General features: G+C 69.4%; 13 protein-coding genes. 8 read left to right on the top strand and 5 right to left on the bottom strand.

Features of this window, described 5'->3' with window-relative positions; all coding sequences use genetic code 11:
* From GEV26_RS14550 to zwf, 4 genes are all read left to right on the top strand, one after another.
* The gene (locus GEV26_RS14550; protein WP_243838773.1) at nucleotides 1–1,290 is read left to right on the top strand and encodes an ATP-binding protein; all 1,290 of its coding nucleotides are present in this window, start codon (nucleotides 1–3) and stop codon (nucleotides 1,288–1,290) included.
* The gene (locus GEV26_RS14545; RefSeq protein ID WP_153654198.1) at nucleotides 1,287–1,928 is read left to right on the top strand and encodes a response regulator; all 642 of its coding nucleotides are present in this window, start codon (nucleotides 1,287–1,289) and stop codon (nucleotides 1,926–1,928) included. The genes GEV26_RS14550 and GEV26_RS14545 overlap by 4 nt, the downstream gene beginning before the upstream one ends.
* Nucleotides 1,929–2,070: 142 nt before the next feature.
* A complete protein-coding gene (locus tag GEV26_RS14540; RefSeq protein WP_194839877.1) occupies nucleotides 2,071–2,814 on the top strand; it encodes a M14 family zinc carboxypeptidase in 744 nt (247 codons plus the stop codon).
* A 39-nt stretch (nucleotides 2,815–2,853) separates the two neighbouring features.
* Nucleotides 2,854–4,293 (top strand): glucose-6-phosphate dehydrogenase, encoded by a 1,440-nt coding sequence (gene zwf, locus GEV26_RS14535; RefSeq protein WP_153654194.1) that lies wholly within the window; start codon nucleotides 2,854–2,856, stop codon nucleotides 4,291–4,293.
* Here the strand turns inward: zwf and GEV26_RS14530 are convergent, their stop codons facing one another.
* From GEV26_RS14530 to GEV26_RS14520, 3 genes are read right to left on the bottom strand one after another with little or no spacing between them, the layout of a single operon-like run.
* Nucleotides 4,294–4,461, bottom strand: a complete 168-nt coding sequence (locus GEV26_RS14530) for a hypothetical protein (protein ID WP_153654192.1) — start codon at nucleotides 4,459–4,461, stop codon at nucleotides 4,294–4,296.
* Nucleotides 4,462–4,502: 41 nt separating this feature from the next.
* Nucleotides 4,503–4,862: a GntR family transcriptional regulator gene (locus GEV26_RS14525; protein WP_153654190.1), complete on the bottom strand. Its 360-nt coding sequence runs from the start codon at nucleotides 4,860–4,862 to the stop codon at nucleotides 4,503–4,505.
* Nucleotides 4,859–5,287: a GNAT family N-acetyltransferase gene (locus GEV26_RS14520; protein WP_153654188.1), complete on the bottom strand. Its 429-nt coding sequence runs from the start codon at nucleotides 5,285–5,287 to the stop codon at nucleotides 4,859–4,861. The genes GEV26_RS14525 and GEV26_RS14520 overlap by 4 nt, the downstream gene beginning before the upstream one ends.
* Before the next feature lie 70 nt (nucleotides 5,288–5,357).
* On the opposite strand from GEV26_RS14520, the gene pcrA reads away from it, so the two are divergent.
* Nucleotides 5,358–7,715, top strand: a complete 2,358-nt coding sequence (gene pcrA, locus GEV26_RS14515) for a DNA helicase PcrA (protein ID WP_153654186.1) — start codon at nucleotides 5,358–5,360, stop codon at nucleotides 7,713–7,715.
* Between the two features lie 15 nt (nucleotides 7,716–7,730).
* Here the strand turns inward: pcrA and GEV26_RS14510 are convergent, their stop codons facing one another.
* The gene (locus GEV26_RS14510) at nucleotides 7,731–8,465 is read right to left on the bottom strand and encodes a M23 family metallopeptidase (protein ID WP_208430974.1); all 735 of its coding nucleotides are present in this window, start codon (nucleotides 8,463–8,465) and stop codon (nucleotides 7,731–7,733) included.
* Between the two features lie 218 nt (nucleotides 8,466–8,683).
* On the opposite strand from GEV26_RS14510, the gene GEV26_RS14505 reads away from it, so the two are divergent.
* The 3 genes from GEV26_RS14505 (at nucleotide 8,684) to sucD (ending at nucleotide 11,131) form a co-directional block, all read left to right on the top strand.
* The gene (locus GEV26_RS14505; RefSeq protein ID WP_153654184.1) at nucleotides 8,684–8,968 is read left to right on the top strand and encodes a hypothetical protein; all 285 of its coding nucleotides are present in this window, start codon (nucleotides 8,684–8,686) and stop codon (nucleotides 8,966–8,968) included.
* 90 nt (nucleotides 8,969–9,058) lie between these two features.
* Nucleotides 9,059–10,225 (top strand): ADP-forming succinate--CoA ligase subunit beta, encoded by a 1,167-nt coding sequence (gene sucC / locus GEV26_RS14500; RefSeq protein WP_153654183.1) that lies wholly within the window; start codon nucleotides 9,059–9,061, stop codon nucleotides 10,223–10,225.
* A gap of 9 nt (nucleotides 10,226–10,234) precedes the next feature.
* Complete coding sequence (gene sucD, locus GEV26_RS14495; RefSeq protein ID WP_153654181.1) at nucleotides 10,235–11,131, top strand: succinate--CoA ligase subunit alpha; 897 nt, start codon at nucleotides 10,235–10,237, stop codon at nucleotides 11,129–11,131.
* 106 nt (nucleotides 11,132–11,237) lie between these two features.
* Here sucD and GEV26_RS14490 read toward each other — a convergent pair whose 3' ends face one another.
* A complete protein-coding gene (locus GEV26_RS14490) occupies nucleotides 11,238–13,121 on the bottom strand; it encodes a SigE family RNA polymerase sigma factor (RefSeq protein ID WP_153654179.1) in 1,884 nt (627 codons plus the stop codon).
* Between the last annotated feature and the right edge of the window lie 2 nt (nucleotides 13,122–13,123).

Genomic DNA, 13,123 nt, shown 5'->3' with positions numbered 1-13,123 from the left:
GTGAGTCCAGACCCCCTGCGCGTCGCCGACGGCTATCGGCGCGCGTACCGGCCCGCGGACCACCGTCTCGTGGGCGGTGTCTCGGCGGGACTGGCCGAGCACCTCGGCGTCCCGGTCCTCTACGTGCGGCTGGTGTTCATCGTCGCGACGTGGATGCAGGGCGCGGGCGTCATCGCGTACCTCCTGCTGTGGCGGTTCCTGCCGTTGGAGCGCCCCGAGCTCTCGCCCGGCCTGGAGTCGGCGACCCGCCGCGGCCTGCGCACCCGAGACCGGACCGGACCGACCGAGATCGCCCAGACGATCGCCCTCGGAGCGGTCGGGGTCGGGGTCCTGTTCCTGATCCAGGCGACCGGACGCGGTATCGGCGGCGGACTGTTCGCACCGCTCCTGGTCGGCGTGGTGGGGCTGGCGGTCATCTGGCGCCAGTTCGACGACGTCGCGTGGGAGCGCTGGATGCGGCAGACCCGCGGCTGGGCGTTCGCGTCCCGCCTCGCGGCCGGCGCAGCGCTCGTCGCGCTCGCGGTGCTCTACTTCCTGGGCAAGGAGGGCGGCTGGGGTGCCGCGCTCAACCTGGCGTCCGCACTGGTCATCGCGGTGCTGGGCATCGGTCTCATCCTCGGTCCGTGGATCTCGCGGCTCGTCGGCGACCTGGGGGAGGAGCGACGCGAGCGGGTCCGCTCCCAGGAGCGCGCGGACGTCGCGGCCCACCTGCACGACTCGGTGCTCCAGACGCTCGCGCTGCTGCAGAAGAACGCGGGCGACTCCGCGACCGTCGCCACGCTCGCACGCCGGCAGGAGCGAGAGCTGCGGGCCTGGCTCTACGGCGACGACGAGCAGGCCGGGGACTCGCTCGTGGCGGCGCTGCGGGCCGCGGCGGCAGAGGTCGAGGACACCCACCGCGTGCCGGTCGAGGTCATCGCGGTCGGTGACGCCCCTCTCGACTCCGACGCGCTGGCGCTGTCCCGCGCCGCGCGCGAGGCCATGATCAACGCCGCGAAGCACGCGAAGGTCGAGCGGATCGACGTGTACGCCGAGACGGACGGGCACGTCGCCGAGGTGTTCGTGCGGGACCGCGGTGTGGGCTTCGACCTCGCGACCATCGCGGCCGACCGCATGGGCGTCCGCGGCTCGATCGTCGACCGCGTCGAGCGCCACGGTGGCACCGCCTCGGTCCGCAGCGGTCCGGGCGAAGGCACCGAGGTCGCGCTGCGTGTCACGCTCAGTCCCGGCGAGCCGACGACCGGACCCGCTCCCGCTGAACCCCCACCGACCGAAGAGGCTCCCTCATGACCACCCTGCGCGTCGCGATCGTCGACGACCACGCCATGTTCCGCACCGGTGTACGAGCCGAGATCGACGGCCCCGTCGACGTCGTCGCGGAGGCCGAGGACGTCGACAGCGCCGTGGCGCAGATCGCGGCGACGAAGCCCGACGTCGTCCTGCTCGACGTCCACATGCCCGGCGGGGGAGGGCTCGAGGTGATCCGTCGGCTGCACCTGCGGCACCCCGAGACCAAGTTCCTGGCCCTGTCGGTCAGCGATGCGGCCGAGGACGTCATCGGCATCATCCGCGCGGGAGCACGGGGCTACGTCACCAAGAACATCTCGGGCCCCGAGCTGCTGGACGCGATCGGCCGGGTCGCGGCCGGCGACGCGGTGTTCTCGCCGCGCCTCGCAGGATTCGTGCTCGACGCCTTCGCCGGGACGATCGAGATCGCCCAGGTCGACGAGGACCTGGACCGGCTGACCGAGCGCGAGCGCGAGGTCATGCGCCTGATCGCCCGCGGCTATGCGTACAAGGAGGTGGCCAAGGAGCTGTTCATCTCGATCAAGACCGTCGAGACCCACGTCTCCAGCGTCCTGCGCAAGCTGCAGCTCTCGAGCCGCCACGAGCTCACCCGCTGGGCCAACGACCGCCGCCTCATCTGACCCGAACCCGCGACTGGCGCAAAGTGAAGGAAATGAGACGGCGTGTCGTCCACTTCCGCGCCACTCGCGGATGGGTTTGCGCCACTCGCGGACGGGTTTGCGCCACTCGCGTACGCGGGCGGGCTGGGACATGATGGTCGCCATGACGTCTCTTGGCACCGCCCTGCTGGTCACCGTCGCGCTCGCCGTCCCCACGGCCGGGTCGACTGCGGTCGCCGCCGAGAAGCCACGGTCCGCGATCGTGGAGAAGAAGGTCATCGGCCAGAGCGTGAACGGCCGCGACATCGTGGCCTGGCGACTCGGCACGCCGACGTCGAAGAAGAAGGTGCTGCTCATCGCCGCGATGCACGGCAACGAGACCGGCCCGACGCGCACGCTGCGCGCCCTGCGCGACGGGCGGCCCATCAAGGGTGCCGACATCTGGGTCGTTCCCGTCCTCAACCGTGACGGGGTGGCCAAGGGCAAGCGACAGAACGCCCGCGGGGTCGACCTCAACCGCAACTTCTCGACCGGGTGGAAGAAGCAGGGCGGGGCGACCTACTCCGGACGCAAGGCCTTCTCCGAGCCCGAGTCGAGGGCCATCCGCAGCTTCGCTGACAAGATCAAGCCCGAGTACACGATCAGTTTCCACCAGCCGCTCAACGGCATCGACATCCGCGACACCGGCAACAACAAGTGGGCCAAGCGCCTCGCCGCGCAGATCCGGCTGCCCAAGAAGGCGTTCGACTGCTTCTCCTCGTGCCACGGGACGTACTCGATGTGGTTCCGCAAGCACCACAAGGCGGGAGCTGTCATCACGGTCGAGATGCCCGCGAAGGTGTCCACGAAGTATCTGACCCGGGTCGCGCCGCGAGCGATCCTGCGCAGCGTCAACGCGACCCGCTGAGGGCTCGCCGGGACCCGCCGGCGGGTCTAGCCTGTGGGCATGGACGAGCAGCCGCATCTGATCGTGATCTTCGGTGCCACGGGCGATCTGGCCCGCCGCAAGCTCCTGCCCGGAGTGATGCACCTGCTGCAGTCGGGTCTGGTCCCGGACTCGCGCATCCTCGGCGTCTCGATGGACGACTTCGACGACGAGGGCTTCCGGACGTTCGCCGGCGAGGCCTACCGCGAGTTCAGCACGCGGGAGATCGACGAGCAGAAGTGGCGCGACTTCGCGCCGAAGCTGTCGTACATCAACGTGAGCGAGGGCGCCGACGGGCTCGCGAGGGCTGCCGCGGAGCTCGAGAAGGACCTCGGCGGCAGCCCGCGCCGGCTGCACTACCTGAGCGTCCCGCCCAAGTCGGCGCTGGACGTGGTGCACACGCTCGACGAGGCGAACCTCGTGGAACGCTCGCGCATCATCATGGAGAAGCCGTTCGGGACGGACCTGGCCAGCGCGAAGGCCCTGAACGCCGAGCTCCACGAAGTCTTCGACGAGGAGCAGATCTTCCGCATCGACCACTTCCTCGGCAAGGAGGCGGCGCTCAACATCCTGGCCTTCCGCTTCGCGAACGGATTGTTCGAGCCGATCTGGAACCGCAACTTCATCGACCACGTGCAGATCGACGTCCCCGAGACGCTGTCGCTGGCGGGCAGGTCCGGCTTCTACGAGGGCACCGGAGCGTTCAAGGACATGGTCGTGACCCACCTGTTCCAGGTGCTCGCGTTCATGGCGATGGAGCCGCCGACGTCGCTGGACTCGGACTGGATCTCGGAGGAGAAGAACAAGGTCTTCCGCTCGATGCGGCCGCTGGACCCGCACCACGTCGTCCGCGGTCAGTACCAGGGTTATCGCGACGAGGACGGTGTCGCCTCGGACTCCGAGACCGACACGTTCGTCGCGCTGAAGGCCGAGATCGACAACTGGCGGTGGGCCGGCGTCCCGTTCTACCTGCGCACCGGCAAGAAGATGGCCGAAGGGGCGCGGATCATCTCGATCGCGTTCCGCGAGCCGCCCAAGAGCATGTTCCCCGCCGGATCGGGTGTCGGCCTCGCGGGGCCGGACCATCTGACGTTCGACCTCGCCGACGCCTCCCGGCTGTCGCTGTCGTTCTACGGCAAGCGACCCGGTCCGGGGCTGCGGCTGGACAAGCTCAGCATGCAGTTCGCGATGCAGGAGACCGAGCGTGCCGGTGAGGTGCTCGAGGCGTACGAGCGGTTGATCCACGACGCGATGCGCGGCGACCGGACCCTGTTCACGACGGCCGAGGGCATCGAGCGGCTGTGGGAGATCTCCGAGCCGCTGCTCGAGGACCCGCCTCCGGTGCGGCCCTACCAGCAGGGCACGTGGGGACCCAACGCGATCCACCAGCTCATCGCGCCGGGCGCGTGGCGGCTGCCGTTCGAGCGCACGTGGCGCAAGCCCAACCCCAACGCCGAATGACTAGGCTTCGGGGTTCTCGCGCTTCTTGCGCTTCTCGATCACGTCGTGACCGGGCAGGCGGGGCGGGGCCTCGTGCGACCGGTCGCGGCTGCCGGCTCCGGTGAGGGCCAGACCGATGAGGACGATGCCCGCGACGAGGAGCAGGAACAGGACGAAGGTGAACGGCACGTCCTGAGGATATCCGGTCCGATCAATGGCCCGTACGCCCGTCAGGCGGTCCAGTGCCGCTCGACCAGGCGGAGCGCCTCGTCCCGCGAGAGGCCCTGCCGGCGGGCCAGCCGGGCGTACGCCTGAGCGGCCGCGTCGGACTCGGCGTCGTCCAGGCGGCGGGCCGCGATGAACGTCCCGCCGCGTCCGTGCGTCTCGATGATCCCGTCGGCCTCGAGCGCGCGGTACGCCTTGGCGATCGTGTTGGTCGCCAGGCCGAGGGTCTCGGCGAGGCCACGGACCGTCGGCAGCCGGTGGCCTGCGGCCAGCCGGCCGTCGGCCGCCTGCTCGGCGACCTGACGGCGCAGCTGCTCGAACGGGGCGTCGGGGGCGGTCGGGTCGATCGCGACGTCGAGGCTCATCGCTCCAGCACCACCATCGGGAACGGCCGGCCCGCCGCGTCGCGTTCACGTCGCCGCACCGCGACGAATCCCTGCGAGCGGTAGAAACCGAGGCCCGTGTCGTTGCCCTCGTAGACCTCGACGCTGGTGGCGCCCACGCGGGCCAGCAGGTACGTGCCGAGGCCGCGGCCGTGGAACGGCGGGTCGACGTAGAGCAGCTCGACGTGGGAGTCGCGGGCGCCGACGAATGCGATCGCGGCGCTCCCGTCCTCCACCAGCCAGACGTCCATCGAGGGCAGGTACGCATCGCGGATGAAGGGCCGCATGCCCGCGATCTCCTCGTCGCCCATGAAGGCGTGGGACGACCGGGCGGCTCGCTCCCACACGTCGGTCAGCGCATCGAGATCGCCCTCGCGGGCCTCCCGGACGGCATGGGCGGGGTGCATGGGCAGGAGTCTACGTTCGCTGGAACCCCCGCCCCCGATGTCGGGTGCGGCAACTAGGCTGGAAGGCACGATGACGCTGCCGTTCCCCGTGCCACCCGCCGCCTCCCTGACGCCCGCCGACGCGCGGCGTCCCCGCTCCGAGACCCTGCTGGAAGGCCTCAACGACGCGCAGCGGGCTGCGGTGTCCCATCCGGGTGGGCCGCTGCTCGTGGTGGCCGGCGCCGGATCGGGCAAGACCCGCGTGCTGACCCGGCGGATCGCCTGGCTCATCGCGGCCCGTGGAGCCCACCCCGGCTCGATCCTCGCGATCACCTTCACCAACAAGGCGGCCGCCGAGATGCGCGAGCGCGTCGCGGACCTCGTCGGCCCGCGGGCCCGCATGATGTGGGTCTCGACGTTCCACTCCGCGTGCGTGCGCATCCTGCGCCGCGAGGCGACCAAGTTCGGCTTCACGTCCTCGTTCACGATCTACGACGCGGCCGACCAGCGGCGGCTGATGACCCTGATCTGCCGCGACATGGACCTGGACCCCAAGAAGGTCAACCCGCGCGCGGTGCTCAACTGGATCTCCAACCTCAAGAACGAGCTCGTGGACCACGAGTCGGCGGCCGGCCGGGCGACCAACCCCACCGAGGAGATCTACGCCGAGGCCTACAAGGCCTACCAGGGGCGCCTGCAGTCCGCCAATGCGATGGACTTCGACGACCTGATCATGAACACGGTCCACCTGTTCCAGGCCTGGCCCGACGTCCGCGAGACGTACCGCCGCCGCTTCCGCCACATCCTGGTGGACGAGTACCAGGACACCAACCACGCGCAGTACGCGCTGATCAAGGAGCTCACGGACGAGGAGTCCGATCTGCTGGTCGTGGGCGACTCCGACCAGTCGATCTACGCGTTCCGCGGTGCCAACATCCGCAACATCCTGGAGTTCGAGGACGACTTCCCCAACGCCGCCACGATCCTGCTCGAGCAGAACTACCGCTCGACCCAGACGATCCTGTCGGCGGCCAATGCGGTCATCAGCCGCAACGAGGGCCGCAGGGACAAGCAGCTGTGGTCCGCGGAGGGCGACGGCGAGAAGATCGTCGGCTACGTGGGCGACGACGAGCGCGACGAGGCACAGTTCATCGCCGATGAGGTCGACAAGCTCGTCGACTCCGGCGAGTTCGCGGCCAAGGACGTCGCGATCTTCTATCGCACCAACGCCCAGAGCCGGGTGTTCGAGGAGGTGTTCATCCGCGTCGGCCTGCCCTATCGCGTCGTCGGGGGTGTGCGGTTCTACGAGCGCAAGGAGATCAAGGACGCGCTCGCGTACGTCCGGGTGCTGGTCAACCCCCGCGACACCGTCTCGCTGCGCCGCATCATCAACGAGCCCAAGCGGGGCATCGGCGATCGGGCCGAGGCCTCGATCCAGCGGCTCGCCACGATGCACGGCATCAGCTTCTGGGAGGCGCTGACCCGCGCGGACGAGGCACCCGACCTGGCCACCCGTTCCCTCAACGCGATCCAGGCGTTCACGACCTTCATGGGCGAGCTCATGGAGATGGCCGACTCCGGAGCGCCGGCCGACGCGGTGCTCGAGGCCGCGCTGACCCGCAGCGGCTACCTCGGCTCGTTGGAGCAGAGCTCGGACCCGCAGGACGAGACCCGCGTCGAGAACCTCGCGGAGCTCGTCGCGGTCGCCCGCGAGTTCGTGGTCGGCGCGAGCACCGTCGACGACGACACCGACGATCAGCCGGCCGAGGAGCGTCCGGCCGCGGTCGAGGCGATCCCCGACGAGCCGAGCCTGGGGGAGGGGTCGCTCGCGGCCTTCCTCGAGCAGGTCGCGCTCGTGGCCGACGCCGACCAGATCCCCGACGAGGGTGACGGTGTCGTCACCTTGATGACGTTGCACACCGCCAAGGGCCTGGAGTTCCCGGTCGTGTTCCTCACCGGCCTCGAGGACGGGGTGTTCCCGCACATGCGCTCGATGGCCGACAACAAGGAGCTCGAGGAGGAGCGGCGGCTCGCGTACGTCGGCATCACCCGGGCCCGTACGCGCCTGTACGTCACCCGGGCGACGACCCGCTCGGCGTGGGGCGCTCCCGCGTACAACCCGGCGTCGCGCTTCCTCGACGAGCTGCCGGAGTCGCTGGTGCAGTGGCGCCGCCTCGCCTCGCCGCCGACCCAGTGGACGCCGAGCCAGCCGTCCGCGACCGCGCAGTCGTCGTTCCGCACGTCCAACGTCGCGGCGCGGGCCCGCAAGAAGGGCGACCGTGAGATCGTGTCGCTGGCACCGGGCGACCGGGTCAGCCACGACAGCTTCGGACTCGGCACCGTGATCACGGTGGAGGGTCAGGCCGAGAAGTCCGTGGCGTCGGTCGACTTCGGCTCGCAGGGTGTCAAGCGCCTGCTCCTGCGCTACGCGCCGGTCGAGAAGCTCTGACCCGGGCGGGCAGCGTTACGGGGTGACCTTGTGCTCGACCAGCGCCGCGTACGGGTCGATCGGGCCGCCGCCGCCGGGGCGGACCTCGAGGTGCAGGTGCGGACCGGTGACGTTGCCCGTCGAGCCGGTGTAGCCGATCACGTCGCCGGGTCCGACCTGGTCGCCCGGTGAGACGGCGATCTTGCTCTGGTGGCAGTACCAGACCTCGGTGCCGTCATTGAGGGTGATGACGGTGCGGTTGCCGTAGGCGCCCTCGTAGCCGGTGGACTTCACGGTGCCGGCGGCGATCGAGACGATCGTGGTGCCGGCGGGACCGGCGAAGTCCAGGCCCGTGTGGGTCGTCGACCACAGGCCGCTGCGCTGGCCGAATCGCGCCGTCAGGTGGTAGCCCGTGACCGGGATGACCCACTGGTTGAGGCGCTGCTTGGTCGCTTCCTTGCCGACGGCCTTGACCAGCTCCTGCTGGGCGCGCTGGGTCTGACCGGCCTGGGCCTTGGTCTGGCGCAGCTGTGTCGTGCGGTTGAAGTCGCGGCTGATGTCGACGTCGCCGCCCGCAGCCTCGTCCGGACCTGTGTAGCTCTGCGAGATGGTCTGGTACTTGTCGGCCCGCAGCGAGTTGGCGTCCGTGTTGTCGCTGACGACGGCAGAACCAAAAGCAGCCAGGACGAGTGCGAAGGCACCGGCCATGGCTGGAGTGGGGGTGAAGCGCTTGCGGGTCCTGCGACGTTCGGCGGCACGCTTGCCTGCCACGCGGGTAGGGGTCTCGTGTCGAACGTCAAGTCGGCGTTTAGGCGCAGACGAAGACACGCAGAAAACCTCCGGGGGTGGAAACGGGAACTCGTGGAGCCTAGCCGACGGCTGGGTGCGGGGGAAACCGTATATGTACAAGTCTTGGCCTTGGCGCGCGTTTCCCGCGCAGAGCCGCCCGAAACTGTGACAGCACTCACCGCTGTGGGAGCATCGGGGCCATGGTGAGGGACCGGGTCGTGGTGGGGGCGTTCGGTGCCGACTCCCGCGTGCGGGAGATCGCGCGCAGGCTGCGGGACGAGGGGCACGAGGTGGTGCTCGTCGGCGGTGAGCAGTCGGCCGAACAGCTCGTCCGCACCGCGGTCGCCGAGGACGCGAGCCGCATCGTCGCGGACGGCGCCGAGGACGACCTCGAGCGCCTGCGGGCCCTCTGCGCCGAACTGGGTGTCGACGCGCCGCAGGTGGGTACGCCGCGGTGTGACGCAGCCAACGCTCGTGAACGCTGAGTTAACGGCTAGAGTCGCAAAGGCTCATTTGAGGCGGCCTCCGGCCGACCGTGAGCACAGCGGAACTTCCAACTGAGGACGGACACCACCGTGGATTTGATGGAATACCAGGCGAAGGAGCTCTTCGCCAAGCATGGGGTCGCGACGACGCTCGGCGTTGTCGTCCAGACCGCCGACGAAGCCAAGGCCGCCGCCGAGCAGCTCGGTGGCGTCACCGTCATCAAGGCGCAGGTCAAGGCCGGCGGACGCGGCAAGGCCGGCGGCGTCAAGATCGCCAAGACCCCCGAGGACGCCTTCGAGCACGCCTCCAACATCTTGGGCATGGAGATCAAGGGCCTCACGGTCAACCGTGTGCTCGTCACGCCCGCGACCCCGCCGGTCGAGGAGTACTACTTCTCCTTCCTGCTGGACCGCTCGAACCGCAGCTACCTCTGCATCGCCAGCGTCGAGGGTGGTGTGGAGATCGAGGAGGTCGCCAAGACCAACCCCGAGGCCGTGCGCCAGATCCCGATCGACGCCGGCACCGGTGTCGACGAGGCCAAGGCCCGCGCGATCGTCGAGGAGGCCAAGTTCCCGGCCGAGCTCGCCGACCAGGCCGTGGCCATGGTCCAGTCGCTGTGGAAGGTCTTCGTCGAGGAGGACGCCACGCTCGTCGAGGTCAACCCGCTGGCTCGCCTCGAGGGCGACAAGCTCGAGGCGCTCGACGGCAAGGTCTCCCTGGACGAGAACGCCTCCGAGGTGCGTCACCCCGAGCACGAAGAGTTCGTCATCCACGAAGAGGCTGACCCGCTCGAGGCGAAGGCGAAGGCCAAGGGCCTGAACTACGTCAAGCTCGACGGTGAGGTCGGCATCATCGGCAACGGCGCGGGACTCGTCATGAGCACCCTCGACGTCGTCGCGTACGCCGGTGAGAAGCACGGCAACGTCAAGCCCGCCAACTTCCTCGACATCGGCGGAGGCGCGTCGGCCGAGGTCATGGCCAACGGCCTGGACGTCATCTTGAACGATCCGCAGGTCAAGAGCGTGTTCGTCAACGTCTTCGGCGGCATCACGTCGTGCGACGCGGTCGCCAACGGCATCAAGGGCGCTCTCGAGCTCCTCGGTGACGAGGCCTCCAAGCCGCTGGTCGTCCGTCTCGACGGCAACAACGTCGAGGAGGGTCGTGCGATCCTCAACGAGCTCAACCACCCGCTCGTCACCCAGGTGGACACGATGGACGGCGCGGCCGACAAGGCCGCCGAACTGGCGAACGGCTAAGGGGCAGACATGGCTATTTTTCTGACCAAGGACTCCAAGGTCATCGTCCAGGGCATCACCGGCGGTGAGGGCTCCAAGCACACCGCCCGCATGCTGGCCGCCGGCACGCAGGTCGTCGGCGGCGTCAACGCACGCAAGGCCGGCACCACGGTCGAGCACAAGGACGCCGACGGCAACACCGTCGAGCTCCCCGTGTTCGGCTCGGTCGCCGAGGCCATCGAGAAGACGGGCGCCGACGTGTCGGTCGCCTTCGTCCCGCCGGCGTTCACGAAGGATGCCGTCATCGAGGCCATCGACGCCGAGATCGGCCTGCTCGTCATCATCACCGAGGGCGTGCCGGTCCAGGACAGCGCCGAGTTCTGGGCGTACGCCCAGGGCAAGAAGACGCGCATCATCGGCCCCAACTGCCCCGGCATCATCACGCCGGGCGAGGCGCTCGCGGGCATCACGCCGGCGAACATCGCCGGCAAGGGCCCGATCGGTCTCGTCTCCAAGTCGGGCACGCTGACCTACCAGATGATGTTCGAGCTGCGCGACTTCGGCTTCTCGACCGCCATCGGCATCGGCGGCGACCCGATCATCGGCACGACGCACATCGACGCCCTCGAGGCGTTCGAGGCGGACCCCGAGACCAAGGCGATCGTGATGATCGGCGAGATCGGTGGAGACGCCGAGGAGAAGGCTGCGGCCTACATCAAGGCCCACGTCACCAAGCCGGTCGTCGGCTACGTGGCCGGCTTCACCGCTCCCGAGGGCAAGACGATGGGCCACGCCGGCGCCATCGTCTCCGACGGTGCGGGCACCGCGCAGGGCAAGAAGGAAGCCCTCGAGGCAGCGGGCGTCAAGGTCGGCAAGACGCCGTCCGAGACCGCCGACCTCATGCGGGAGATCCTCAAGGGTCTGTAAGGACCCTCTGACGGGTTTCGACTCCCGAACACAAGACCCCCGGCGCCTTGCGGCGCCGGGGGTCTTGTTCGTATGTGGTCGGGGCGGCTTGGGGCTGGGGGCCCGGTCAGCTCTTCGGCTTGGTGGTGGGGGTCGGGGTGGTCTTGGGGGTGGGGGTGGTCTTGGGGGCCGGCTCCTCGGCGTACTGGAGACGGGTGCCGGCGCGGGTCGCGATCTTGACGAACTGGCGCTGGGAGATGTCGTACTTGCCGGCCGGGGTGAAGGTCACCTGGGCCACGTCGTCACCGCGGCGGATGATCGCGGTGCGGTAGTAGACGCGCTTCTTGCTCTTGTCGGAGATGTCGAAGCCGACTCGCCAGATCCGGCCTGTGAAGCCCGGACCCTTGATCGTCGAGGTCTGGTCGATGCGGGCGGACGGGATCTTGTCGTCGCAGGTCCTGATCCGCCGCTCGACCGTGTCGACGAACGCGCGAGCCTTCTTGGTCGACCGGAACCGGGCCACGGTCTCGGCCACGCCGAACTCCCGGGGCAGGTCCTTGGCCTGGTAGAGCACGTAGATCCGCGAGCCGACCGACGAGACCGACTTGTTGGTGAAGTCCGCCCTGTCGCACAAGGTGGCGGCGGGGTTGTTGCGCGCATCGACCCGGGCAGCGGCCCAGACCTTGTCGATGTCGGCGATCGGCGGCAGGTCGACGATGCCCAGGAAGGCCGGCGCCTCGGACGTGGGCGGGGGATCGGTGCGCATGACCTTGATCGTGCGCGAGCACTTGCCACCGCTGTCCTTGCAGACCTTGGCGACCGACTCGTTGAGCGTACGGGCGAAGGCCTGCGTGCTGGGGCCCCTGGCGCCGTCGACCTCGTGCACCAGGGTGCTCGTGATGGTGCCGGAGTGGCTGAAGCCGACCGTGAACGTCCGCTCGGGCTGGCGGTGGGAGCGCAGCTTGAGGATCTTGAAGTCGCCGAACGGCCGCTTGACGGTGTAAGCCGCGACCAGCTCGACACGGGGGTGCTCGCAGTCGGAGTACCACTGCACGAGCCGCTCGTAGGACTGGGTGGCCACCGCATCGCTCTTGGAGACCTCGATCGACTGCGCGACGCGCTCGTTGGTGGGCCCCGCGGCGTCGAACGTCCGGACGAAGACCTTGACGGGGTCGGGATCTGCGAAGCGCTTGGTCGGGCAGGTCGCATAGGGCGTCGTGTTGGTGACGTCCTCGTCAGTGCTCGTGACCTTCCAGGTGCGCGCGGGGTCCAGTGCGCTGACCTGCTTGGCGGACAGCAGGTTGTCGGCGCTGACCTGGCGCGCGTCGAGCTTGACGTCGGGGGTCTCGTCGCCGAACTTCTGCCGGGTCGGCAGGTCCGAGCTCGTCGCGAGGGCGTCGCCCTCGGTCGCGACGAAGCCGCTGCCCACGATGAGCGCGATCGCCGCGGCGACGAGCATGATCGTGTTGCGGCGCAGCCCGCGCCGGGCCGCAGTGCGGACGTCCGCGGGGGAGGGGACGGGCAGGGAGTCGGTCACGGCCGACAAGCCGTGCATGCGGCGCTCGATCGCGTCGATGCCCTCGCCGAGGGACGTCTCGAGCGCGGAGAGCGCGGTCGTGACGTTCTCGATGCCCTCCTCCGCCGGGAGGCCGACCTCGCTGGACGCCTCCTCCAGATCGGTGTTGCCGAGCGTCATGAGGACGATCAGTCGCCGGTCGTCGACCGCGAGGCCGTGCAGCGCGGTCAGCAGCTCGGTGTCGCTGTCGTCCTCGTTGCGCTTGCGCAGGGGGTGCGTGCCGCGGCTGAGTGCGGTGAGCTTCCAGGCCTCGTTGCGGACGTACGAGATGGGGTTGCGGTCGCGGATCTTGGACCAGTCGCGCCAGGCCCGTCGATAGGCGTCGACGGTCGCCTCGTAGGCGACCTGCCGGTCGCCGCTGACGGCGTACGTCACCTGGACGGCCTCGGCGAAGGTCGAGGAGTAGAAGTTGTCGAACTCGTCGACGCGGGTCATCC

This window comes from Aeromicrobium yanjiei, from assembly GCF_009649075.1.
In the GTDB taxonomy this organism is placed as follows: Bacteria; Actinomycetota; Actinomycetes; order Propionibacteriales; family Nocardioidaceae; genus Aeromicrobium; species Aeromicrobium yanjiei.
This window is presented reverse-complemented; position numbering and strand designations above follow the sequence as displayed.